This window comes from Bacillus sp. 1NLA3E (genome assembly GCF_000242895.2).
Taxonomy (GTDB): Bacteria; Bacillota; Bacilli; order Bacillales; family Cytobacillaceae; genus Bacillus_BU.
The window spans coordinates 549556-573772 of the sequence record NC_021171.1 but is presented as its reverse complement, the minus strand read 5'-3'; the positions used below and the strand labels follow the sequence as shown (position 1 = coordinate 573772).

The 24217-nt window shown below is 37.5% G+C and carries 19 protein-coding genes, 1 tRNA gene and 2 pseudogenes; 8 read left to right on the top strand and 14 right to left on the bottom strand.

Features of this window, described 5'->3' with window-relative positions; all coding sequences use genetic code 11:
* Positions 1-62: 62 nt before the first annotated feature.
* From B1NLA3E_RS02895 to B1NLA3E_RS02885, 3 genes are all read left to right on the top strand, one after another.
* Positions 63-524 carry a MarR family winged helix-turn-helix transcriptional regulator gene (locus tag B1NLA3E_RS02895; RefSeq protein ID WP_015592368.1) on the top strand — a complete coding sequence of 154 codons (462 nt, stop codon included), beginning with the start codon at positions 63-65 and terminating at the stop codon, positions 522-524.
* A 914-nt stretch (positions 525-1438) separates the two neighbouring features.
* A complete protein-coding gene (gene ltrA / locus B1NLA3E_RS02890; RefSeq protein ID WP_015592367.1) occupies positions 1439-3235 on the top strand; it encodes a group II intron reverse transcriptase/maturase in 1797 nt (598 codons plus the stop codon).
* 457 nt (positions 3236-3692) lie between these two features.
* On the top strand, positions 3693-5153 hold the full coding sequence (locus B1NLA3E_RS02885) for an IS1182 family transposase (protein WP_015592366.1): 1461 nt from the start codon (positions 3693-3695) through the stop codon (positions 5151-5153).
* A 396-nt stretch (positions 5154-5549) separates the two neighbouring features.
* Here B1NLA3E_RS02885 and B1NLA3E_RS02880 read toward each other — a convergent pair whose 3' ends face one another.
* Together B1NLA3E_RS02880 and B1NLA3E_RS02875 are read right to left on the bottom strand one after the other, a co-directional pair.
* The gene (locus tag B1NLA3E_RS02880; RefSeq protein WP_015592365.1) at positions 5550-6158 is read right to left on the bottom strand and encodes a methyltransferase; all 609 of its coding nucleotides are present in this window, start codon (positions 6156-6158) and stop codon (positions 5550-5552) included.
* Positions 6159-6478: 320 nt separating this feature from the next.
* Entirely contained in the window at positions 6479-7687 is a 1209-nt protein-coding gene (locus B1NLA3E_RS02875) for an MFS transporter (protein ID WP_015592364.1), read from the bottom strand.
* Between the two features lie 130 nt (positions 7688-7817).
* On the opposite strand from B1NLA3E_RS02875, the gene B1NLA3E_RS02870 reads away from it, so the two are divergent.
* Both B1NLA3E_RS02870 and B1NLA3E_RS02865 read left to right on the top strand, forming a co-directional pair.
* The gene (locus B1NLA3E_RS02870) at positions 7818-8717 is read left to right on the top strand and encodes a LysR family transcriptional regulator (protein ID WP_015592363.1); all 900 of its coding nucleotides are present in this window, start codon (positions 7818-7820) and stop codon (positions 8715-8717) included.
* A gap of 412 nt (positions 8718-9129) precedes the next feature.
* Positions 9130-9203 (top strand) — tRNA-Arg (locus tag B1NLA3E_RS02865).
* A gap of 467 nt (positions 9204-9670) precedes the next feature.
* On the opposite strand, the gene B1NLA3E_RS02860 is transcribed toward B1NLA3E_RS02865, so the two are convergent.
* From B1NLA3E_RS02860 to B1NLA3E_RS02840, 5 genes and pseudogenes are all read right to left on the bottom strand, one after another.
* Positions 9671-9901 carry a hypothetical protein gene (locus B1NLA3E_RS02860; protein ID WP_015592361.1) on the bottom strand — a complete coding sequence of 77 codons (231 nt, stop codon included), beginning with the start codon at positions 9899-9901 and terminating at the stop codon, positions 9671-9673.
* 136 nt (positions 9902-10037) lie between these two features.
* Positions 10038-10784, bottom strand: coding sequence for an amino acid ABC transporter ATP-binding protein (locus B1NLA3E_RS02855; RefSeq protein ID WP_015592360.1), 747 nt, complete (start codon positions 10782-10784; stop codon positions 10038-10040).
* Between the two features lie 15 nt (positions 10785-10799).
* Positions 10800-11459 (bottom strand): amino acid ABC transporter permease, encoded by a 660-nt coding sequence (locus B1NLA3E_RS02850; protein WP_015592359.1) that lies wholly within the window; start codon positions 11457-11459, stop codon positions 10800-10802.
* Positions 11460-11525: 66 nt separating this feature from the next.
* The gene (locus B1NLA3E_RS02845; protein ID WP_015592358.1) at positions 11526-12308 is read right to left on the bottom strand and encodes an amino acid ABC transporter substrate-binding protein; all 783 of its coding nucleotides are present in this window, start codon (positions 12306-12308) and stop codon (positions 11526-11528) included.
* A 213-nt stretch (positions 12309-12521) separates the two neighbouring features.
* A pseudogene (locus B1NLA3E_RS02840) lies at positions 12522-13430 on the bottom strand (IS4 family transposase); the annotation flags it as partial.
* Positions 13431-13684: 254 nt separating this feature from the next.
* Between B1NLA3E_RS02840 and B1NLA3E_RS02835 the strand changes: the two are divergent.
* Entirely contained in the window at positions 13685-14689 is a 1005-nt protein-coding gene (locus B1NLA3E_RS02835) for an NADH:flavin oxidoreductase (protein ID WP_015592357.1), read from the top strand.
* Positions 14690-14984: 295 nt separating this feature from the next.
* Here B1NLA3E_RS02835 and B1NLA3E_RS02830 read toward each other — a convergent pair.
* From B1NLA3E_RS02830 to B1NLA3E_RS02820, 4 genes and pseudogenes are all read right to left on the bottom strand, one after another.
* Positions 14985-15871 (bottom strand): annotated as a pseudogene (locus tag B1NLA3E_RS02830) (IS4 family transposase); the annotation flags it as partial.
* Between the two features lie 300 nt (positions 15872-16171).
* On the bottom strand, positions 16172-16486 hold the full coding sequence (locus B1NLA3E_RS02825; RefSeq protein WP_015592356.1) for an aldehyde ferredoxin oxidoreductase C-terminal domain-containing protein: 315 nt from the start codon (positions 16484-16486) through the stop codon (positions 16172-16174).
* A 37-nt stretch (positions 16487-16523) separates the two neighbouring features.
* On the bottom strand, positions 16524-16670 hold the full coding sequence (locus B1NLA3E_RS23510) for an aldehyde ferredoxin oxidoreductase N-terminal domain-containing protein (protein WP_268870666.1): 147 nt from the start codon (positions 16668-16670) through the stop codon (positions 16524-16526).
* Between the two features lie 215 nt (positions 16671-16885).
* The gene (locus B1NLA3E_RS02820) at positions 16886-17371 is read right to left on the bottom strand and encodes a DUF2231 domain-containing protein (RefSeq protein ID WP_015592355.1); all 486 of its coding nucleotides are present in this window, start codon (positions 17369-17371) and stop codon (positions 16886-16888) included.
* Between the two features lie 210 nt (positions 17372-17581).
* Here B1NLA3E_RS02820 and B1NLA3E_RS23175 point away from each other — a divergent pair, with 210 nt between their 5' ends.
* On the top strand, positions 17582-19189 hold the full coding sequence (locus tag B1NLA3E_RS23175; protein ID WP_015592354.1) for an ATP-binding protein: 1608 nt from the start codon (positions 17582-17584) through the stop codon (positions 19187-19189).
* Positions 19190-19300: 111 nt separating this feature from the next.
* A complete protein-coding gene (locus B1NLA3E_RS02810; RefSeq protein ID WP_015592353.1) occupies positions 19301-20329 on the top strand; it encodes a CdaR family transcriptional regulator in 1029 nt (342 codons plus the stop codon).
* 42 nt (positions 20330-20371) lie between these two features.
* On the opposite strand, the gene B1NLA3E_RS02805 is transcribed toward B1NLA3E_RS02810, so the two are convergent.
* The 3 genes from B1NLA3E_RS02805 to rbsK all read right to left on the bottom strand — a co-directional run bounded on the left by B1NLA3E_RS02805 (position 20372) and on the right by rbsK (position 24206).
* On the bottom strand, positions 20372-21511 hold the full coding sequence (locus tag B1NLA3E_RS02805; protein WP_015592352.1) for a glycerate kinase family protein: 1140 nt from the start codon (positions 21509-21511) through the stop codon (positions 20372-20374).
* Between the two features lie 15 nt (positions 21512-21526).
* Positions 21527-22828, bottom strand: a complete 1302-nt coding sequence (locus B1NLA3E_RS02800; RefSeq protein ID WP_015592351.1) for a GntP family permease — start codon at positions 22826-22828, stop codon at positions 21527-21529.
* Positions 22829-23285: 457 nt separating this feature from the next.
* A complete protein-coding gene (rbsK, locus tag B1NLA3E_RS02795) occupies positions 23286-24206 on the bottom strand; it encodes a ribokinase (RefSeq protein WP_015592350.1) in 921 nt (306 codons plus the stop codon).
* Between the last annotated feature and the right edge of the window lie 11 nt (positions 24207-24217).

Genomic DNA, 24217 nt, shown 5'->3' with positions numbered 1-24217 from the left:
TATCAAATATAATCATTTATTTGATATATGTCAAATAATATGTTGCGTTAGGATGGGGAATTATGGATATTGATTATTCTGATTCGAGGGAACAGCTGGAGTTTACTTTTGGTGAACAGCTCAATGCGTTGATTAGTGAAGCACATGCACTTAATGTCAGAACTGCAGCTACATTTGATGCCACTTTGCAGCCTGCAGCATTTTTGATTGTTCGCTGGCTTTTTTCACACGGTCCTACTAACGCTACGACTTTAGCAGAGTCAACCGCAATGGACCGTAGCTCTATCAGTAGACTTATTGGCCAATTGAAAGGTCTGGGATATGTAAAAAGCGAGCCCCACCCTAAAGATCGTCGAGGAGTATTGTTAACCTTAACTGAACTTGGTCATGAAAAAACAATAAAAGCACTAAAAGAAAAAGAAGCTATTTTCTACGAACGTATTTCAAGTTTAACGGATTCAGAATTGAAAACTTATATTGAAATGCTAAAATCTCTAAGCTTCAACAAAACCGATAACTCTTGAGGAAGAAGTGTTTGACGCTCTATTCCGTAACCCCTACCACGACAATTTTTTTCTCCAACGGCAATATTAAATTCTATATGGATGTAATAGGATTTTGGTGTCAGTCCCCCGCTACGTTAAAGAGTGGGGGACTGACCCTTTTTCTTCGGTGAAATGTATCACAAGTTATGTTCCACAATCGGGCGCGTGCGACGTGTTCTGTTATAAGCACTAAAATGCGAAAAACAGGAGACTTTTCATTTTTTGCTAATACTAAAATTAAAATCTCAACTTTACAACTGAGGATGGGAATGACGGAACCATGTTACCTGAAACCATCCCGACAATACTCCTGCATGCGTCATAATTGACAGATTATGGGGTATGAAGCCAGGTGGAGTCGGCAGAACAGAGGCTAAAGCCTCACTTTTTTTTTCCGTGATGCCATGCCAATGGATATGCCGGGCGGCTGAAAAACTAGATATGGTGAGAATCGTTCCAGGTATAGGAACCGACGAACTTTCGAATTTAAGGGTCTAAAGATTGAACATATGGAAACCTATGGACCATCTAACGATGGTGTGAGTGGTGTGGAGTAAAAATGCGCCCTCTGAAACACGCTATATCGAACTATGGTGATATCCAGCTCACAGGCTTAAAGAAAGCACCTACGTCTAGGAAGGATAGCTAGGTTGTAAGGAACGCGGAAAGCAAGGAACATTGAAACGAAGGCTGTCACCTGAAATGGTTGTTATAAGGGTAAACCGAAATACATTTATCCTTGTGAGGGTAGGGGCACGACCTATGAAACTTCTGTAATGGGAGCTGAGGAACAGCCCCGAGTCTAGCGAAATCAAACGATTATTTTCCTAAAGTGCATTGCACCGATCGGGTATGAACGTGGGAACATCACCTCGGAGAGGGGGGATGCCACAGTGCAAGCTCTACGATATTGGGATTACTACAGTATGACTGAAACTTTTACGGATTTATATGATAGAGCCACTCGTAAAGAATCTTTTACCCGATTATATGACATTATTACATCAAGAGAAAATATTCTACTGTCTTATCGAATCATAAAATCTAATAAAGGTTCAAAAACTGCGGGAACAGATGGTAAAACTATAAGCGATATAAAAATACTGTCTGAAGATGAACTAGTAACCACTGTACAAAGTAAATTACGAAACTATCGTCCAAAGAAAGTAAGACGAAAACTGATTGAAAAAGAAAATGGAAAGATGAGGCCGCTTGGAATTCCTTGTATTTTAGACCGAATTATCCAACAGTGCTTCAAGCAAGTTCTGGAACCTATTGCAGAAGCTCAATTCTATAAACATAGCTATGGTTTTAGACCTCTTCGGTCTACTCACCATGCAATGGCAAGAGTACAATCCTTAGTTAATCACGCATCACTTCACTATGTAGTTGACATTGATATTAAGGGTTTCTTCGATAATATCAACCATACTTTGCTTATCAAACAACTGTGGAATCTAGGTATTCAAGATAAAAAGGTCTTAGCTTGTATTTCCAAAATGCTAAAAGCTGAAATTGATGGAGAAGGAATCCCTTCAAAAGGGGCACCTCAAGGTGGATTGTTATCGCCTTTACTTTCAAATGTTGTCCTTAATGATTTAGACCAATGGGTATCTACACAATGGGAGTTCTTTCCTTTAAATCGACCATACGAAACAAGAGAAGGTCAGCTGTGTGCCAAAAAACGTACCAATCTTAAAGAAGGATATTTGGTTCGTTATGCAGACGACTTTAAAATTCTCTGTCGAGATTGGAAAATAGCCCAAAGATGGTTTGCTGCCGTAAGGCAGTACCTAAAAGACCGCCTAAAATTAGATATTTCGCCAGAAAAATCTCAAATTGTAAACCTTCGAAAACGCAATTCAGAATTTCTAGGTTTCACGATTCGGGCGAACAAGAAAAGAAACAAGAGGGTTGCCCACACGGGAATAAAAGATAACAAAAGGCAGAAAATCAAGGCTGAAGCGAAAAAACGCATTCAGATACTAAGAGTGTCCCCAACATCTCAAAATGCTTTACTTTTCAATAGTTTCGTCTTAGGAATGCATAATTATTTCAATCGAGCAACCCATGTTAATATAGAGTTCTCTCGTATTGCCTACGAACTGCAATCCTTTATGTACAATCGTCTAAAATCCGTCGGTATATATGAACATCCATCAAATGCATCTCCTACTTATAAGAAATTCTACAGCAGAGGAACTAAAACATTTAAAGTAGCTAATGTATATCTATTCCCTCTTTCTAATGTAAAAACTAGGAACGCCATGAACTTTAGTCATGGTCTTACCCCTTTTACAATTGAAGGAAGAGCACGTATACATAAAAAGATTCAAACGGATATTCAACGGGAAATTGCATTATTGATGAAGTCAAATATTCAGGCACGAAGTGTTGAATATTTGGATAATCGGATTAGCCGATACAGTATGAAAATGGGGAAATGTGAAATCACAGGCAATTTCCTTTATGCTAATGAAGTTCACTGTCATCATTATATCCCAGTACATCTTGATGGAAGCGATCAATTTAAAAACCTTCGCATTCTCCATAAAGATGTGCATCAATTAATTCATATGACGGATAAAAAGACGATTACAATACTCATATCGAAACTTGGAATTTCTGGACCTATGGTCCAGAAAATTAATACTTACCGCGAAAAATGCGGAATAGAACCAATCTCATAAAGGATGGGTAACTAGGAACTTATAATCTAGTACAAATCGTTAGATGGAACGCGGAATGATGGGAAACTATCACGTTCCGTGTGGAGCAGGGGAAAAGCTGGAGATAACATCAAAGGTTTACCTATTGCTACTGATATGAAGTAACTAATGCCTAATTTCTCACATACAACACCGAGAAATTAGGCTTTTTATATTTTAATTTGGCTCTTTTCTAAAAGATTGTTGTTTTTTACTTGGTTTTTGGAAAGAAAACCGTTGATAAATAAGTTGATTGGAGCGGAAGGTGCGAGACTCCTGCGGGAGCAGCGGGACAGGTGAGACCCCGCAGGCGCTTTAGCGAGGCCACTGAAAAAGTCCAAGTTTTTAATTTAGGCAGTTGAAAGTTTGATTAAACCAAACTTTCAACTGTCTTTTTGCCTTATAATAACGATATTAAATGTATGTAGGTGATATCCCGATGATTTCCAATCAAGAAACACTTAATCTTAGCCCATTCATGGCAATCTACGAAATAGTTGTGCCAAAAAGTAATATGCTTCGCCAAATCAATGAACTAGTGGACTTTTCATTTATTCTCGAAGAATTAAAAACGAAATATTGTCTTGATAACGGTCGAAATGCCATTTCACCGATTCGCATGTTCAAATATTTATTACTAAAATCGATATTTGATCTATCTGATGTGGATGTAGTAGAACGTTCAATATATGATATGTCGTTTAAATATTTCCTGGATATGGCACCAGAAGATTCCGTGATTGATCCTAGTTCCTTAACGAAATTTCGTAAACTCCGTCTTCAAGATGAGGATTTATTAGATTTGCTCATTGGCAAAACAGTTGAGATTGCTCTGGAAAAAGAAATCATAAAAAGTAAAACCATTATCGTGGATTCCACACATACGAAAGCGCGTTATAACCAAAAATCTCCGAAGGAATTTTTACAAGAGAAAGCGAAAAATGTTCGAAAAGCCGTGTATCGAATTGATGAATCCATGAAGGAAAAATTCCCTGCGAAAACAACTTCTGTTGAAGTAACCGATGAATTAGATTATTGTCGTCGAATCATTACTGTTGTCGAAAAAGAACCACAAATCGCTAAGGTACCTGCGGTCAAAGAAAAATTAAATGTTCTAAAAGAGATCGTAGAAGATTATACAGAACAACTTAGCTATTCAAATGATCCAGACGCACGGGTCGGACACAAAACAGAGGACTCTTCTTTTTTTGGGTTCAAAACGCATTACGCGATGGCTAATGAACGGATTATTACAGCGGCAGTTATGACAACAGGTGAAAAAAGTGATGGAAAATATCTGCGGGATTTAACAAAAAAAAGCCAAGCAACTGGAATGAAAATTGACAAAATCATTGGAGATACAGCCTACTCTGAGAAAGATAATATTCGATTCGCGAAAGAAAATGAATTAGCACTTGTTTCCAAATTACATCCGCATATTACACATGGCAGACGCACAAAAGAAGAAGAGTTTGAATTTAATAAAGATGCAGGAATGTATGTATGTAAAGCAGGGCATATGGCTAATAGAAGGAAATATGAAGGACGAAAGGGACAAGATAAAAACCCTAGAATCAAGTACTTTTTTGATATTGAAAAATGTAAAGTGTGCCCTTTTCATGATGGCTGTTATAAAGAAGGAGCGAAAAGTAAATCTTATTCTGTGACAATCAAATCAACAGAACATGCCGATCAGGAGGCATTTCAAAACACAGAAGAATTTAAAGAGTTAGCGAAATCTCGCTATAAAATTGAAGCGAAAAATAGTGAGTTGAAACATAGACACGGGTATGATATTGCATCATCTGCGGGTCTATTAGGCATGAAGATTCAGGGAGCTACAGCGATATTCGCTGTCAACCTTAAACGAATACTAAAACTCCTCAATGAAAAAGAATAAAAAAAGATAAGGAAAAGGGCAATTTTTCGTCCAAAAACAGACGATAAATTGCCTTTTTTGTACCAAAATTTATTTACAGACGTAAAAATCGTATGTTTTTCAGTGGCCTCCGCTTTAGCTCCGAGGAGGCTCACCGCCCGCCCCGCGGAAAGCGAAGCACCTGGAGCGGAAATCAACCACACTTCTCTTTTAATAAAAAGCAACAAAGTTTACGAAAACAGCCTTTAATTTTCATACAGTTTATATCCTCATTTTCCTGACACTACCGCTACTAGACAACATAGTGAATTAGAGGAGTCTATTATTTGTTAGAAGTTGGCAAAGCGTGGCAAATTACTTGTCAAAGACTGGTGCAAAAGATAGCAGAAATGGTAAATTCTAATGGCCGTAATCACATTAGAAGGCCAATCGATATATTAAAAATTTCTCATAAGGATTTTGATCATATAAATCTGGCAAAATGACTTCTTGTTTTAATTCAAAAGCGGTCTGATTTTCTAAATAATAGAAATAATCTTCTGATACATAATATAATATCAGTTCTATCTCCCTGTTGGTCTTTTCTACAGAAAATAAGATATTGTTTATGATATTCATAAAAATTTGGATCGAAAACGGATTAAAAAAATAAAACCGATTATCCTTTGGATTAATTTGGTACTCTTGAGCCAAGCAACACTGGAAATGAATTTTATCTTCACAATCACTAAATTTCTCCAAATAATAATCCTTGTTCTCAACTGCCTCTTGATAGAAAGTCTCATTCATTTCAACCCCAACAACAGTTGCATTAAATAAATAATTGATGTAAAAGTTTAATCTCCCTTTTCCGCACCCAAAGTCAACAACACGATCACTACTTTTTAATTCATATTGCTTAAATAATTCTTCTAACGCACTATATGGCGTCGGCTCATAACGATGGTAATGGAAAGACTTATTGAAACCCTCTTGGTCTCCACCTGTTATTATGTTCAACAATTCATCATAATACTGTTCATTCATAAATTCACACCTACTCAAGCGGATTATCATTTACCCCTTATGATACAGATTTTTGTGTAACATATAAAGGTTAACTATACGATTAGCTCTACTCTTTCATAAAAAAGGCTATACTCTTAATTGGTGAGACGTTGAATAAACACGGTTATTCTGTTGGTCCTACAAAAGCATCGGAATGCTTTAATAAGCTAGCAGATGTTCGAGCAAAATAGGTAACAAATTTTCATTCAAATACACTGAAGGGAAAGATAAGTTTTCATTATCTTTCCCTTCCATTCAAAATAAGGAATAAAATTCAGCTAGTACAAGTTATTCTACTCTTAGATTTCTCTCAACAGTACAGTATTGGTTTTATTAAGCTGTCTTTCCTTTTTTCCATGCAAAAAATAGTAAAGAACCATCGAGAATAAAATAACGCCTACCATAATCATATAAAGCCCTCGAAATCCTGTATATGGTACAAAAAAGCCTAATATATATGGTCCAATCCCAAATCCAAGGTCAACAAAAATGAAAAAAGTTGATGTAGCCAACCCCAATCGTTGTGGTGGAGTTACCTTTACTGAAACAGCCTGGGCTGAAGATGTATAATTTCCATAGCCAAGACCAATAATTGCCCCTGCCACTAATAATGTCCATCCTTGTTCCACTTGACTAAGAAGAAACATACCCGCTGCAAAGACGCTAAGTGCTGGATAAATGACTAAGTTTGCTCCTTTAACATCAAATAGGCGCCCCGTTAACGGCCTTGAAACGAGGACCATTATGGCATAAATAGCGAAGAAAAAGCTAGCTGCTTCTACCAGTTTCAATTCCTTAGCATAAAAGGTGATAAATGACAGCACACCCGAATAAGCAAAACCTACAAAAAACGTAACCACAGATATTGGAATTGCTTTTTTCTCAATGAAATTACTCATCTTAAATCCCTTTATTTCCCTAGCAACATTGTTACTAACTTGAATAGAGGGTACTTTTAAAAAGAGGGCTGTAACCAAACTAAAAGCACCTAAAATCAAGCAAAATAAAAAGATGATTTGGTAGCTTGCATGTTCCTTTAGATACATTCCAAAAAAGGGACCGATAGCTGTCGCAATAATCGCGCTTAAACTATAATATCCAATCCCCTCTCCACGCCGAGTTGACGGAATAATTTGAGCAACGATTGTACCAGTTGCTGTACTAGCAATTCCTAAAGCTATACCATGCAAAAGGCGGTTTATTAGTAATAAAAATAAAGTATTTGCTACAAAGTATAATAAGGTAGTCACCGCAAAAAGGATTAATCCCAAAAAGAGGATTTTTTTCCGTCCGATTTGGTCAATAATCCTCCCAGCAAATAGTCTCCCTAATAACGCCCCTATTACAAATATTCCGGTCACGAGCCCCGCTTCACTGGTATTTGCATCAAATTTTTCTACTGCATATGTTGAAATGGTGACCATTAACAAATAAAAAATCAATGTCACAAAAAAATTAATCCCAGAAACAATTAAAAAATCCTTGGTCCATAGTTTTGCTTTATTCATATTCTTCCCCTTTACTATTCCGTTCTTTTAGATACGTATTTTCCATTTTATATATAATTTTTGAATATGTAAAACAACGATTTTTAATGATAGTATAAGAATTACTAATATTAAAAAGGGGAAACGTACGATGAACCTCGAACAAATGGAGTATATAAAAGAAGTCGTTGAAACGAAATCAATGTCCCTCGCTGCCCAAAATCTTCATGTATCTCAATCCGCAATCAGTCAGTCGATTTCTTTGCTGGAGAAAGAAATCGGAATTCAATTATTTAAACGTTCCCGCTTCGGAACTATACCAACTGACACAGGGAAAAATATTATTAAAAAGGCCCTGGAAATTTTAAAGAAAGTGGATGAAATGAAATTAGAGGTCCAGTCCATCACTTCTTCTTATAAGGGGGAATTAAGAATTGCGACAATTTCCAGCTTATTCTTGACCATGTTGCCTAAAATACTTTCCAAATTTAAAAAAGATTTCCCACAAATTAAAGTGAACATAACTGAACTTGAAAGCAAAGATATAATCGAAAAAGTAGCTCAACAAGAGGTTGATTTAGGATTAATTGCCTTAAATAAAGATTCAGGAGTGAAATTACCAGATCAATTAACCTTTCAATCATTTCAATATCAGGGAGGTTTAATAGTTATTGTTCCCAAGGATTCTCCATTAGCCTTTAATAAAGAACTATTGTTACATGAAATCCTTGATTATCCTTTTGTCATGTATGCAAGTAGTTTTTGGGAGAAAATAGCAGAATATATTAAAGAAAATTACCAACCACTAAATGTTATCTTTGCCACCACTAACACCGAGGTGATCAAACGAACAGTAGCAGAAGGATTAGGTATTAGTATATTATCTAGTTTGATGCTAAAAGATGATCCCTATGTTGAAAGCCGACGGATCGTTTCAATTCCTTTAGCTGATTATAATCTTTACCCTAGCGTTTCATTTGGTTCGATTCATTCGCAAAACCTCACTCATTCTAGATTAATAAAGAAATTTTTAGAATATGTTGAACTTTAGTTTTAGATAGTTCCGTTCTATAAGCATCTTTTTATCCACTGTGAGTTATGTACGGTTCTTTCTTTTTTATTATTTGGCTCTGTTAAACCAGAATGTTGATTTCCGTTCCAGGCACTCGCTTTCCGCGGGGCGGGCGGTGAGCCTCCTCGGCGCTAAGCGCCTGTGGGGTCTCACCTGTCCCGCTGCTCCCGCAGGAGTCTTCGTGCCTTCCACTCCAATCAACTCCTTTATTAACGGTTTTCTTTCCAAAAGCCTATTAAAAAAACAACAATCTTTTAGAAAAGAGCCTTTAGCAAAAACCCCTTTACTATTGCACATGATGAGTTATGGTTCGTATCTCATCTACTTTTTGATACTGAAAGTCAAGTTTATTTTGACCTTTACAGCCAAATGACTTATAATATAATTCTATGTCCCAGTAGCTCAGTAGGATAGAGCAACAGTTTCCTAAACTGTAGGTCGGAGGTTCGAATCCTCTCTGGGACGCTAACAAACAAAGAGGTAAACCCTTATTATTTGAGGGTTTACCTCTTTTTATATGCAGATTAATGATAACCATAGGATAATAAGCATCACCCAAAGGATTAGTTGAATCATAAGTACACTGCCTGCCTTTGGAAATAGCATTTAAATTCCAGTCAATTTATTCAATTATTCTTAATAACACTTTACAATTTTATAACATTTAAGACCTATTTCCTTAATGTTACAGCACTATACTAGATGTAGTGGGGATAGCGCGAGTGGCTATCATAGTATTTGGCGAAGGTGGAGCCTATACTTTTTATTAACTTATATAACTGATCTGTTAATGAGAATTCTTTGAAATGACTACCAAAATAAGGAGTTGTTCCAATGCTAAAGTGGTTGACTAGAATCATTACTTTGACAACATTCTTGTGCCTATTAAATTGATAAAAGCTGTGGGATCAATTAATCCACACAGCTTTTTATTATTTTCCTTTACTTTCATTCAGCTCGTTCATGAGCTGTTTCGTCCTTTTCGCATTTCCTTCTGCAAAGTTTTCAAGACGATCCTTTAGTTCATCATCATCGTGGATCCGCTCAGCGGTTATGAGATACGTCCTCATTAATTCTTCTTCAATTTCAATTGAGCTTTTAAGTATTTCTTCTAGGTTTTCCTTTTCTTCGTCATTCTTTCCTTTAAACACATTAGGACTCATCGGGAAGACCTCCTTTTCCCTTTATGGTTCGCAATTTCTCCCAGGTTATCCATTGATCGCGAAAGCAAAAAAAGGAGTTTCATTTTACCGAAACACCTCTTAGTCTTATTCAATATATTAACCTTATGTTTATGTCTTATTTCAAACTACGGGTCAGGAATGCCTTTGTTCTATCGAGCTTGGGATTAGTAAACAACTGATTAGGGTGACCCGATTCAACAATTTCCCCATTGTCCATAAAAATAGCCCGATTGGCAACCTCTTTTGCGAACCCCATCTCATGAGTTACCACAATCATCGTCATATGCTCTTCTGCGAGATCTTTCATTACTTGCAATACCTCACCAGTTAATTCCGGATCTAGCGCAGAAGTAGGCTCATCAAACAGCAGGATTTCTGGGTTCATCATGAGCGCCCGAGCAATGGCGACCCTTTGTTTTTGACCACCCGATAAATTTGCTGGATAGGCCGATCCACGATCAGATAGTCCAATTTTCTCTAGTAGCTCATTGCTTCGCTGTTGGATTGCTGCTTGTGACTCCGCTTTTACTAATCTTGGAGCTAGCTCCAAATTTTCTTTAACGGTTAGATGTGGGAAAAGATTAAAATGTTGGAAGACCATTCCCATCTTGACGGTAATTCTCTTAATTTCGTGCGGTTTTGAGTAGATTCCATCTTTCACAAGATAATCACCTGATACACAAATGCTACCGGCATTTATTTCTTCAAGATAAACCAGACTGCGGAGCAGTGTACTTTTCCCAGAACCGGAAGGACCGATCACTGCAACTACATCATTTTTATTTACATCAAAAGTAATCTGCTTTAATACATCTAGCTTGCCGTACGATTTTTTAAGGTTAGATACTTCAATGATAGCCACATTCACCACTCCCTCTTATTCAAATTTGAACCGTCGTTCGATCCATTTAAAGATCATCGTTAATACCAGCGTCATGACCAGATAAATGATACCTGCGATGAAGAACGGCACAATCGTAAAGTCACGGTTTACTGCAGTCTGGGCAAAGTGTAATAATTCCGGTACAGCGACCGCATAGAGCAGGGCAGTATCCTTGATCAATGTCACTGTTTCATTAGCTACAGCTGGAAGGGCGATACGGAACATTTGAGGTAATACAATCCGTGTCATCGTTTGCCATTTATTCAATCCAAGGACCTGGGAAGCCTCATACTGGCCTTTATCAATACCCAATAGCCCACCCCGAAAAATTTCAGCAAAATAGGCAGCATAATTTAAAATAAAACCTAAACAGGCGGCAACAAAGCGATCCAGGACCATATATTCACCAATGACAGGTAGCATTGGCAACCCAAAACAAATAAACAACAGTTGGAGTAAAAGCGGAGTGCCGCGCATCACATTTATATAGAGCTGAGCCAGCCAAGAAATGGGCCTGTAGCTACTTTTTACAGCCAGTGTTAATAAAAAGCCTAGCGGAATCGAAGCCACAATAGCAATCAAAAACAGGAGGACTGTCATCTGTGCCCCTTCTAACATGGGCTTAAGGATTGAGCTTATATATTCAAAAGACATAAAAGAATTCCTCCAAAAACAAAACAGGGTTCCCTTAGGAAATCCTGTTTTGCCTTATATTCGTTATTACTTTAATACTTTATCTTCACCAAACCATTTTTTCGATATATCTGCGGAAGTACCATCAGCGTTCATATCATCTAGTGCCTTTTGAAGGTTTTTAAGTAATTTCTCATTACCTTTTTTAACTCCTATTCCATATTCTTCTGGAGCAAGAGATTCATCAAGAACCTTAAAAGTTTCTTTCTCTTTCGTCATATAATAATTGATAACAATCTCATCAATAACTACCGCATCCAAACGTCCGCTCTTTAAATCATTCAAAGCTAAAACATTGTCGGAAAACTCGGTAACGGTTTTAACCTTGTCTTTGATTGGATTTGCATCCAAAGCATCTGCTGCCGATGAAAGAGTTTGAAGACCGACAACTTTTCCTTCTAAATCCTTTAGTTTTGTAAGCTTTGAATCGTTAAGTGTTACCACAACTTGGGCATTTTTTAGATATGGTTTTGTAAAAAGAACCTTCTCTTTACGCTCATCAGTAATAGTGTAACCATTCCAAATAAGATCAATGCGACCACTGCTTAGTTCAGATTCCTTTGTTGTCCAGTCAATAGGTTGGAATTTAACTTTTGTCCCCATTTTTTTGGCTGCTGCTTTTGCTAAGTCGATATCAAAGCCTACAATCTTATTGTTTTCATCACGGAATCCCATAGGGGCAAATTTATCGTCGATACCAATCACCAATGTTTTATCTTTTCCATTATCCTTCGATGAGGAGCTAGAGCATGCTGAAAGGAGCGAGAATACTGCGGCAATTACTAGGATAATTGTTGCTAAACGTTTCATATTGATAAACCACCTTTATTTGAATGTTATTTCACTTTAGTACGTTACCATATTATCACACTAACATTATAACATTATAATATTATTAAATTCAATAACCGGGTGAATAAAAAATAAAAGAGCCAATTTTCATTAGGGATTAGGCCATGTTTTTGCTATATGATTTTTCTATTTATTAACTCAACTTTCGCAGACTGAAATAGGCAGGTATGCCTAGATATAGTTGGGTAAGCCTGCAATCCATTGCTGTAGTTGACTTTTGATTAACTTTTGAATTTTTTTGTTACTCTCTTTAAGGGTCTTCAAGAAGCTCGATTAATTGCTGAAGCACAATAGCCCAATCGAGGTCACTGATTTCATCACAAAGTTCATAAAACATACCGCCTAATGTTCTTTGGTCCGTACTACATCTGTTTTGCCAGGACAGAACAATATATCGTGCAAAAACTATCGTTGTATGACTAATTAAGGAATCATAGGAACGACCTTGAAACTCCTTTTGGAGTTTTAATAGGGATTTCGTTGTTTTGAAAAACACTTCAATGTCCCATCTCATTCCATAAATTCTGATGATTTCTTGGTCACTTAGCGTACAGTCTGTACTCAGAATCGCTAACCATTCGCTCTTTTTATTACGGTTTTGAACGAATACCATTTTCACTACAACTCCATGGCTTGGGTAGTATTAATGGAGAGAAGAATCCCTTTTTTCCCTTGAATAGGTGCTGCCAAACGATAAAGTTCCTTTAAGCTGACACGCTTATCATCTACAAGGTAACGTTGTTTTAAATTCTTAACCATGCCAATTACATCAAGCTCTTTGATGTTCTTAATAAGTGGTTGATGGGTAAACCAAGTATCCATCAACACATATGAAGCATCAATCCCAGCGTTCAATGCACGTTGAATCATATAAGGAATTTGTTCTGGAGCAGTTTGTAAGGCTTCAAGACGGCGTTTGTAGCCAGTGCTTCGCTTGTCGATTTTACTTGATATTCCGTTAATTTGGCTTGTTTTAGAGCTCAATAAAGAAAAGTCCACAGGAACGAACGTTGCATCATCTGATCAACCAAGGGTTAGCATACGGAAGCCTTTATAAAAGCGCATTTTTTGAGAGGCATGCTATGTTCTTAAATAGTTGTTAGGAGGATAACACATTCAAATTTCCCCTGTTGGGCTCGTCGAACCTTGATCCAATAGTAACACACCTAACTAAACTACATTTCACACAATCGACACCACTAAATACCAAGTAACATAGTCACCTTTCAATCTAATCACTATAATAAGTAATAATATAAAATAGACTGTTTGACGGAGTAGCCAGTTAAGGCTAGAAAATCAACGATCCTTTAGAATACAGGAGAAAATTAAAAATGAATAAAAGTTCTATATTAATAGAAAAGCAGATAATAAAAAATTTTGTTTTCCATAACCGCTATGTTTGTGCACCTTTTGATATTTCAAAGGCAACGGAGGATGGGCTCGTTACAGATGAGCTATTATCAATCTACGAACAGCGCAAAGGTCCTTCTCTAATCGTTGTTGAGCAAGCTGCTATTGATGCAGCTGGTCAATATAGAGAAAATCTCATTTTCGTAGACCGTGATGAATGCATCGAAGGATTGTCTAAACTGGCAGCAGTCATACATAAAAACAACCAGGTGGCTGTGTTACAGATTAATCATACCGGGAGTGCTGCGGACACTGCCTTAACAGGTAGAGAAGCTGTGGCCCCCTCCGCCGTGATGCATCCATTCGTTAAGCGCTCTATACCAAGGGCCTTGACAATAACTGAAATCCACGAAATCAGAGAGGCATTTGTCCAGGCTGCTCTACGTGTTAAAAAGGCTGGCTTTAATGGTGTAGAGATCCACAACTGCCATGGGTTTTTATTAAGCCAATTTCTTTCTCCTCTAACCAATCTAAGGACTGATGAATACGGCGGAAGCCTGGAAAACCGAAGCCGTTTTCTAATGGAGATCACTACAGCAGTACGAAAAGCAGTTGGCGAGGACTTTCTCCTTCTTGTTCGCTTAGGCTTGGATGACCTTTTACCAGGTGGAACAACATTGGAAGAAGGATGCTTAGTAGCAGCAAAACTTCAAGCGGCTGGTACCGATATTCTTGATGTATCCACTGGGCTTGTTCCTCCATTAATATTACCAGGCCCTGCCATGTTAAGAAATATGATTAAAACAGTTAAACGCCATGTTACTATCCCAGTTATTGGAGCAGGGGAATTAGCGGACATTGCAATCGCAGCAGATATGGTGCAAAAAGGTGAGATAGACTTCATTGCCCTTGCCAGACCTATAATGAAAAAGCCAAATTATGTAGAGGATTTATTAGAAAAAATATCTTTTGAGAGTGTAAAATAATAAATCATTTTTCCATCGATATAAGCGCCAACCAACCCATCAATTTTAATTTCACACAACAAAAAACCCAAAATTCAGGATCTTATTATCCTAAATTTCGGGTTTTTTAATTTGGAAAATTCCAACTTCCCCTCGTTTTGCTGACATCAATAAGAAGATTACAAAATGTATAGTTAATGTGCAAGAACTAACACCACTCTGCTGTACACTCCTCTATCCACTGGTGATGAAAGCATACTCTTATCGGCAATACTTACCTAACTCAACTTTCGCAGACTGAAATAGGCAGGTATGCCTAGATATAGTTGGGTAAGCCTGCAATCCATTGCTGTAGTTGACTTTTGATTAACTTTTGAATTTTTTTGTTACTCTCTTTAAGGGTATCTTCAAGAAGCTCGATTAATTGCTGAAGCACAATAGCCCAATCGAGGTCACTGATTTCATCACAAAGTTCATAAAACATTCCGCCAAGTGTTCTTTGGTCCGTGCTACATCTGTTTTGCCAGGACAGCACAATGTATCGTGAAAAAACTATCGTTGTATGACTAATTAAGGAATCATAGGAACGACCTTGAAACTCCTTTTGGAGTTTTAATAGGGATTTCGTTGTTTTGAAAAACACTTCAATGTCCCATCTCATTCCATAAATTCTGATGATTTCTTGGTCACTTAGCGTACAGTCTGTACTCAGAATCGCTAACCATTCGCTCTTTTTATTACGGTTTTGAACGAATACCATTTTCACTACAACTCCATGGCTTGGGTAGTATTAATGGAGAGAAGAATCCCTTTTTTTCCTTGAATAGGTGCTGCCAAACGATAAAGTTCCTTTAAGCTGACACGCTTATCATCTACAAGGTAACGTTGTTTTAAATTCTTAACCATGCCAATTACATCAAGCCCTTGCTCTTTGATGTTCTTAATAAGTGGTTGATGGGTAAATCAAGTATCCATCAACACATATGAAGCATCAATCCCAGCGTTCAATGCACGTTGAATCATATAAGGAATTTGTTCTGGAACAGTTTGTAAGACTTCAAGACGGCGTTTGTAGCCGGTGCTTCGCTTGTCGATTTTACTTGATATTCCGTTAATTTGGCTTGTTTTAGAGCTCAATAAAGAAAAGTCCACAGGAATGAACGTTGCATCATCTGACCAACCAAGGGTAAGCATACGGAAGCCTTATCATATAGGAGGCACCTCTTCTGTATGGTATTGTAATTCTCGACAAATCAACTATACCAAACGAAAAGGTGCTTTTTCATGCCTATATTTAAAGTCAAGCACCCTACTACAACGGCTCCGAACTTTACACACATTTAAACTCATCACATTTTTCTAGGTGCGAAAGTTGAGTTATTAATAAATGAATTAAATACTGGGCATTCATGAGGTTGATGCAAATGTACCTTAATCCACTTAAGACTATCTTCCACATTTTTCAATTAAGTAATTTCTCCGCTCATTTCTAAAACAAAAACATTAGACAAACATCCCCCTGAGAATCCAGGGGATGGAGGTGTATTTATTACCTAATTTATCATTTTTTTCTAATTCATCTGCTACATGTTTTAAACCTACGTCTTCAAGCGCTGATCTCGTTGGCCAGCCAGTTTCCGTATCCCAGCCTTCAAACTTATAGTACTTCGTTTTCCATTCTTCAAACTTGTCTCGTTCAAGCTTTCTTCCAGCATAGTTAAAGTAATCCCATTTTCCATCTTTTTTGCCCGGCATGTAATATGCTTTATTAAACCCACCTGCAAATGGCACATTATATATATAGTCTGCAAAATGCACTATATCCCGATGGCGCCCTTGCAAAGTATATATCGCATTATCTAAATCCGCCGGTACCTAAAATACTGATGGCTTTCAAATTTTCCGAACCCCAAACGCCGCCAAATCCCCCCTGGCCAGCACCATTACCAGCATCATGTATTAAACATGCCATTCTGCTTAAACTTTCTCCAGCGGGACCAATTGTGCGCTATCTACCTGCACCTGCACCTTTAAAACTTCAACATCTATTTAAAACACTAACGAAAAGGCTCAGTCATAATAAGACTGAGCCCAATTTACCTAGTTTCTATTTTAATATGTTGTGGCATGCACTTACATGGATTGACTTCATCCTTACCATAATTCCTTAAAAAAATAATTCAAAAGCGTTTTCCACGAAGTTATCCTTGAAGTCCGTTAATCGTCGTCCACTGTTCCACCTGATTTGCTAGTCAACTGTTCATGTTGATAAACAATTTTTCCACCTAAGTGACCAGTAATTGCTAGAGTAGTCGAACCAGTAATACTAAAGACAATAACTAAAGCGATAATTAAGTTTTTATTAAATTTGAGGCGTTTACCAAACAGCTTAATGACTGCCACAATTGCAAAGAGAGTAACAGAAGTACCGGCAAGAAAAGAGTGCAATTCAACGGTATCATGAATCCCTCTTCCCCAATTTTTAAAGGCAAATGCTTCAGCAGGATCCCCTGTTGCTAAGGAAACAAAACCTAAAAGAACCCCCACAAAAACTAATACGGTGCCCATTCGACTAACGCTTTCTTTTTTAAGAAATAAATTTACAATTTCAATGAGTGTTGCTGTTAATAATAATGCAATAGGAAAATGAACTACTAATGGATGTAATGGCATAATCTCAAGTCTCCTTCGAATAATTTTCAATTATTGTACCTCCGGAACCTGAATTAAACCTGACAAAAGTAACATCCCTTCAGAAGCCTGCACAACAAATGCTTTTTCCATTATTGATCTCAACCATTCTGTTCTTTTTTATTAAGTAACATTTTAAAGTTAATTTAAACTAGCAATATAACATTAATATAATTATTATTAGAATGTTATGATGTATTATTGACTTACTAGAGGTGACTAATGGCTGAAAAAGAACCATATTATATAACTGAATCAAAGAGAATGTGTATAGAAAGTGGAATGGATCCAAACGAAATAGCTAAACCAAAAGGGTTTATGACAAATCAAGTACTAGATAGCAAAAGGAAAGAATACAGTGAGATCTTATCTGTTGTTAGTTTTTTTTCAAATAAGCTCATAGATTCATTAAATGGAACACCTATCTTGATCGTTATCTCTGATTCGGAAGGATACTTGTTGGATATGGTTGGTGACGAAACAATTAGGACTGCCATAGAACAGTTTGGTATTAAATTAGGAAGTCTTTTTAGGCAAGAAGATACGGGTACAAATGTCGTTAGCTTAGCATTAAAACATAGGCACCCTGTAAGATTAAAAGGCGAAGATCATTATCATAAGTTTCTTTATGAAGTAGCTTGTTACGGTGTACCATTTCATTACACAGATGAAGATAATTTACTTGGTAGTGTTTGTATAATGGTGCCAATCTTATTTCAAAATCCTTTATTTTTAACCATGTTATCTCAGGTGGTAGATTCCATCGAAAGAGAACTGTTACTAAGAAAAAAAAATAGGAAACTTAATATTTTAAATCAAATTATGTTGTGCAGAACAAGAAACGGAATTGTAATAACTGATGAAAAAGGTATTACAATTGAGTTTAATGATTTTGCTCAACAAATTTTTAACCAAACTAGCAGTTCAGTTATTGGAAAGAGTATATATGATTCTGATTTGACTGGAGAATTTTTTAAACGAGTAATAGAGTTTGAAGAAAAATATGAAAATGAAGTACTTACATTTAATAACATAAATAGTGATCAAGTAGTATGTTTATTTGATGCTCAACCAATCTATGAAGATGAAAAGGTTATTGGCGCATTTGGCCAATTTAGGGATATAACCGACCGGCATTTAATTGAGGAAAAAATAAAAGAGTCAGAAAAACAAGCTCTTGCAGGTCGAATTGCTGCTGGAATTGCCCATGAAATTAGAAATCCGTTGACAACCGTTAGGGGATACTTACAATTTCTTGAAAAAGATGTAGATAGTAGAACATCCCATCTATTTTCTAGTTTATTAATTCCAGAAATTGACCGTGTGAATAAAATTATTTCCGATTTCTTAAGTATCGCAAAAGCTTCATATAAAGAGTTAGAAAGGATAAATATCCAACATTTTTTTATCGATTACCTATTGAAATTTCTTAAAAGTGAATCATTACTCTACAATGTAGAGATAAATGTAGAAATTCTTCCTGAGACTAAAAATCTTTCTATCCTTTGTAACCGTGAAGAACTATTGCAGGTATTTATTAATTTATTTCAAAATTCATTGCAAGCAAAAACGGACACCCCTTTAATCATTAATATAAGTACTAATTTAGTTAACTCTCATGTTCAATTTATATTTAATGATAATGGGAAAGGAATTCACTCTTCTGTTCTCACTCATATTTTTGAACCATTCTTTTCGACCAAAGACAGTGGAACGGGTTTAGGATTATCAGTATCAAGAAAAATAGTGGAAAACCATAACGGAACGATGTATGCCAGCAGTAACGAAAGGGGTACAAAGTTTATTATTGAACTTCCCTATTTCAATTAGTAAAAACCCCAGAATAACGCCTTTATAATAGATGGTTCATAAATTAACAATAGGTAAATTGTTAAGAGATGCTTACAATTTAAACAAGTGATTTATAGAGGAGCTATATCTATGTATGAATTGACTCATCATCAGGCCCAAAACATTGTCGATAGAATGATGAAGGATATTCCTTATAATATTAATATAATGGATAAAACTGGCGTCATAATCGGGAGTGGAAATAAAAAAAGGATTGGTACACTACATCATGGAGCAGTGGCTGCCATTAAACAAAAGAAAATATCAGAAATCAAACAGGATGAAGAGTTCGTAAAAAAGGGCATTAATTTGCCAATCGAATTGAATGGCGACATTGTCGGAGTAGTAGGGATCAGTGGTGAGGTTATGGAAACTAGACCATTCGGAAACCTTCTTAAATCGGCTGTTATTTTGTTAATCGAGCAGAGTGTTGCATCGGAAAAGGAGAATCTAGAAAAAAACTTAAAACAAGAGTTTTTTAGCTTCATGACAGATTCAAATACAACATATACAAAGGAACTAACGGATCAGGCTTTAGCCTACGACATCCAGTTAAATAAACCTTCCCAAATGGTGTATCTTGAATGTCCTAATGAGATTGAAGAAGATTTCTTTAAAAATTTCCCATCCTTCAATACATCCAATCATTCACTTTGCATTGTAGTTCAGGAAACAAATAAGATTGAAGCGCTCCAAGAACAGATTGAAAACCAGTATCCAGATGCTTTCATCTCCATTAGCAAAATGAATGATAAAATTTCTGACGGATTTTTACAAGCCAAATCTGCCATGCGAGTATTGAAAGGTTTATTTTTAAACAAAAAAGTCATTTCCTATGAAAAATGTGAATTCATCGCCGATATGTCCGAACTGCAAAGAAATGATGCAAAAACAGGTCGGATGGTCCATTTATTTAAAAAAAATGATGAACTGATAAAAACTCTGCAGGTTTATCTCAACTGTAACCAGAACGCCAATGAAACGGCCAGTCAGCTCATTATCCACAGGAATACATTGAATTATCGGCTAAACAGGATTTTTAAAATCACCGGCAAAGATCCTAAAAATATATTAGAGCTCGTGGAACTACTCTTTATGCTGATTAATCGGGAGAAATAAGGAGGCTGTCCCTAATTTCTGGGACAGCCTCTTTATTAATTTCTATTTTAACAATCTTGCAATGCTTTCAGAGGTCCGGGCAACGTTTTCCTTACCTTGCTCAAGCAAAGTATCAAGATCAGCTGCTCCTGGTACAATTCCAAAAATAGCGTCAAAGCCTTCATCGTATAAAGTTTCAACATCCTTGCCCACATATCCTGCAAGTGCGATCACCTTAATGTCACTATTAACACTTTTGGCTGCCTGGGAAACGCCGTAAGGGGCTTTTCCAAATTTCGTTTGGAAATCAATACCACCTTCTCCTGTAAAGCAATAGTCAACATTTTGCAGTTTTTCTTTTAAATTTGTATACTTGATCACAATTTCAATACCCTTTTTCATCGTGGAGTTGGTGAAAGCAAGCAGACCTGCACCAAGGCCGCCTGCACCACCTGCACCTGGTACATCCACCATATCAATTCCTAGCTGCTCTTTTACAACTTTACCGTAGTGCCTCAAATTATTATCCAAGATTTGAACCATTTCAGGTGTAGCGCCCTTCTGCGGACCGAAAACAGCTGATGCGCCACGTTCTCCGCACAATGGATTAGTTACATCCGATGCTACCAAAATGTTAACATTTTTTAATTGTGGATTAACATCAGAAGGATCGATTGTATCGAGCTCGCCTAAATATCCGCCTCCAAATGGCAGCTCATTCCGGTCTTTATCCAGGAATTTATACCCCAGTGCAACTGCCATTCCGGTGCCACCATCATTCGTAGCGCTTCCGCCAATGCCCAGAATGATGTCTGTAATGCCCTGTTCTATACAATCCTTAATTAATTCCCCGGTTCCAAATGTAGTTGTAATGAAAGGATTTTTTGTTTCTTTCGTAACGTAATGAATTCCGCTTGCTGATGCCATTTCAATCACGCCGGTCTTGCCATCTCCCAAGATCCCATACTGCGCCATAACCGGTGTGCCAAGCGGCCCCATAACTTCCTTTTTTATCAATGTGCCGCCTGTTGCATCTATCAACGACTGGACGGTGCCTTCTCCGCCATCTGCCATTGGTACATGAATGCATTCAGCATCCGGAATGGCTCTTTTGATGCCAATCTCCATTGCCTCGCATACTTCTTTTGCCGTCATGCTTTCTTTAAACGAATCAGGAGCCAATAAAAATGTTTTCCCCATCATGTATACCCCATTCTTTTATAAAATAAATCCGTACAGGATTACTGCTACGATCGTCATCGTTAGACCGACAATACTTTCAAATAAGACAACCTTCATCCTGTCTTTCATGCTCATGTTCATGGCATTACGTGTAACGTGGAAGTAAGTGCCATGTGGTAGGTGGTCGATTACAGTTGCACCAGCATGAGTCATTACTGCAGCTGCCAAAGGTGCTACACCAGTATTCAAAATAGCATCTGAGAATGAACCAGTAGCCAAGATAACACCTGTTGAAGTGGATGCCGTTGCCGCTGCCATTAATATGCCTGCAATTGGTGCAAGGAAAGTACCAGAAATGCCTGATGAATTTACCAGAGCAACAACTTGTTCAGGTAGGTCTGACGCTGTAATTAACCCGCCAATGGCTCCTGCGCCAATAATGATCAGAATCGTTGGTGTCATTCTATTTAAACCAGCTGTACAATAATCCATAATTTGTTTTCTCTTGCCAAGCGCCAGGGAACCCATTACACCGGCAAACGGCAGGATAAACAAGGAATCAATTTTAAGTTTTGCAAGGAAATCAATGCCTATCATCGAACCAATAGGACTAATCATCAAAAGAACAATAGCAATGATAGGAGTTACCAGGGCTTTTGATAATGCCGGGAGATTTGTGGAGCTAGCCTGTTCCAATTCTGCAGCTTCAGCATCCGTTACTTTTGTGCCTTTATACTTGATTAATGATGCGATAATAACCGTAACAATTACACCGATAATAGCAGGGACAAGTCCGCCGATCATGACCTGGTTAACATCGAGCTTGAATCCGCCTGCTGCTGCAATGGTATTAGGGTTTGGAGAAATTATGTTACCTGCTTTACCGCCGCCAGACAAAGCAACCAGCATGGCCACTTTGGAATAACCCATTTTGTTTCCGACAGACAATGCGATTGGTGCAACAATCAATACGGCAACAGGGATGAATACACCTACTGCTGTGATAATCATGGTAGCCAATGCCAGTGACAGCATGGCTTTCGTTCCACCGAGTTTATCTACAATAACTTTTGCAATGGTTTCCGCTGCTCCGGATTCCATCATGACACCTGCAAAAACACCTGCAGCGATAATGCGAATGACCGTACCCTGAACACTTTGTGTTCCTGTAATTAAGATTTGAACTGCTTCTGCAAAGTTAGCGCCGCCAATGAAGGCACCAACAATTGCTCCAAGAATCAATGAATAAGTTGGTGCCAGCCTAAATAAAATTAAAATGATTGCCAATGCCAATCCGCTTAAAGCGCCAATCCAGCTAATATCTATTGCTGTAGCCATTTTAAATCCTCCTAATAGTTAGATGTGAATTCTTTTAGATGAATGTGCTCTTTTCTATCATATATTTGTGCCCTATTAACTTTTATAAATTCAATAGACCTATTATAAGATTGCACAATTATTCATTTCTGGTCTTTGCATACTCATTGTTTATTTTTTATTGCTAACCCCTTTCTAGTCTCTTTTATTATTACCTTTCATTGAATACGCTTTCAGTATAATTGCATAGCAATCCCTTAACAATTGATAATCTAACAAATAATTTTGTGCATATGCACTAAACAAATCGTTTTCAATAAATGTTAAAGTTTAAAAAAGCAAGAATGGCAAGCAACAGATATAAAAATACCCCGAGTTCAATTACCTGAACTCGGGGCAGATTTAGATATGTATATTTTATGACGGGAGGGAATATAGAAAAAGGGTACTTTTTGATAAAATGTACCCTTTAGTTTATTCAAACCATTACATTCATGAACTGCTCGACTTCGTCAAAACTTGGATAAGAAGTCTGTGTTCCACGTTTTGTGACACTTAATGCCGCAAAAGCAGTAGCCATTTTTATGGCATGAAGAACATCTCCGTCTTGCACGAAATAGTGGGCAAAGCAACCAATAAAAGCATCTCCCGCCCCTGTTGTGTCAATAGCGGCTACCGTATGCGAGTCAACGATATGCACTTCCCCTTTGGTCACCCACATAACTCCTCGGCTGCCCATTGTTACAATCACATCTTTTACACCTTTTTCAATTAACGTGCTTGCAGCAGCCTTGATTTGTTCGTCCGTTTCAACTGGCATCCCTGTCAGGATTTCTAATTCACTTTCATTTGGTATGAAAAAATCACATTTGCACACATAGCTGAAATCTAGATTCTTTGAGGCGGGTGCCGGATTTAGAATAACAGGAATTCCATGCTCGTTTCCAAATTCAATGGCCCGGTAAATCGTCTCGAGCGGAATTTCAAGCTGTAGGACAATCAGGGAACATTGTTTCAGCTTATCTGCCGCCCGGTCCACATCCACTGGTAGAAGCTGCTGATTCGCCCCCTTAATGATTAGGATGCGGTTTTTAGATTCCGGATCTACAAAAATCGGCGCGACTCCGCTTGAGGTACCTAGAACTTTATTAGTAAACTCAGTATCGATTCCATAGCTTTCAAGGTTTTGAATCGTGTTGTCCGCAAACAGATCATCCCCAACCTTTGTAACCATCATCACCTTTGAGCCCATTTTTGCCGCCGCGACTGCCTGGTTTGCACCTTTTCCTCCACAACCAATTTCGAAGTCAGGCGCCTCAAGTGTTTCCCCTTCTTTAGGCATTTTATCAATATATGAAATGAGATCCACCATGTTGGATCCGATTACTGCGATATCCATGTGATTACCTC

Excerpts from the sequence above, each read along its gene's own strand:
- B1NLA3E_RS02895 (WP_015592368.1), top strand. The coding sequence starts at position 63 with ATGGATATTGATTATTCTGATTCGAGGGAACAGCTGGAGTTTACTTTT.
- B1NLA3E_RS02885 (WP_015592366.1), top strand. The coding sequence starts at position 3,693 with ATGATTTCCAATCAAGAAACACTTAATCTTAGCCCATTCATGGCAATC.
- B1NLA3E_RS02880 (WP_015592365.1), bottom strand. The coding sequence starts at position 6,158 with ATGAATGAACAGTATTATGATGAATTGTTGAACATAATAACAGGTGGA.
- B1NLA3E_RS02875 (WP_015592364.1), bottom strand. The coding sequence starts at position 7,687 with ATGAATAAAGCAAAACTATGGACCAAGGATTTTTTAATTGTTTCTGGG.
- B1NLA3E_RS02870 (WP_015592363.1), top strand. The coding sequence starts at position 7,818 with ATGAACCTCGAACAAATGGAGTATATAAAAGAAGTCGTTGAAACGAAA.
- B1NLA3E_RS02860 (WP_015592361.1), bottom strand. The coding sequence starts at position 9,901 with ATGAGTCCTAATGTGTTTAAAGGAAAGAATGACGAAGAAAAGGAAAAC.
- B1NLA3E_RS02850 (WP_015592359.1), bottom strand. The coding sequence starts at position 11,459 with ATGTCTTTTGAATATATAAGCTCAATCCTTAAGCCCATGTTAGAAGGG.
- B1NLA3E_RS02845 (WP_015592358.1), bottom strand. The coding sequence starts at position 12,308 with ATGAAACGTTTAGCAACAATTATCCTAGTAATTGCCGCAGTATTCTCG.
- B1NLA3E_RS02835 (WP_015592357.1), top strand. The coding sequence starts at position 13,685 with ATGAATAAAAGTTCTATATTAATAGAAAAGCAGATAATAAAAAATTTT.
- B1NLA3E_RS23175 (WP_015592354.1), top strand. The coding sequence starts at position 17,582 with ATGGCTGAAAAAGAACCATATTATATAACTGAATCAAAGAGAATGTGT.
- B1NLA3E_RS02810 (WP_015592353.1), top strand. The coding sequence starts at position 19,301 with ATGTATGAATTGACTCATCATCAGGCCCAAAACATTGTCGATAGAATG.
- B1NLA3E_RS02805 (WP_015592352.1), bottom strand. The coding sequence starts at position 21,511 with ATGATGGGGAAAACATTTTTATTGGCTCCTGATTCGTTTAAAGAAAGC.
- B1NLA3E_RS02800 (WP_015592351.1), bottom strand. The coding sequence starts at position 22,828 with ATGGCTACAGCAATAGATATTAGCTGGATTGGCGCTTTAAGCGGATTG.
- rbsK (WP_015592350.1), bottom strand. The coding sequence starts at position 24,206 with ATGGATATCGCAGTAATCGGATCCAACATGGTGGATCTCATTTCATAT.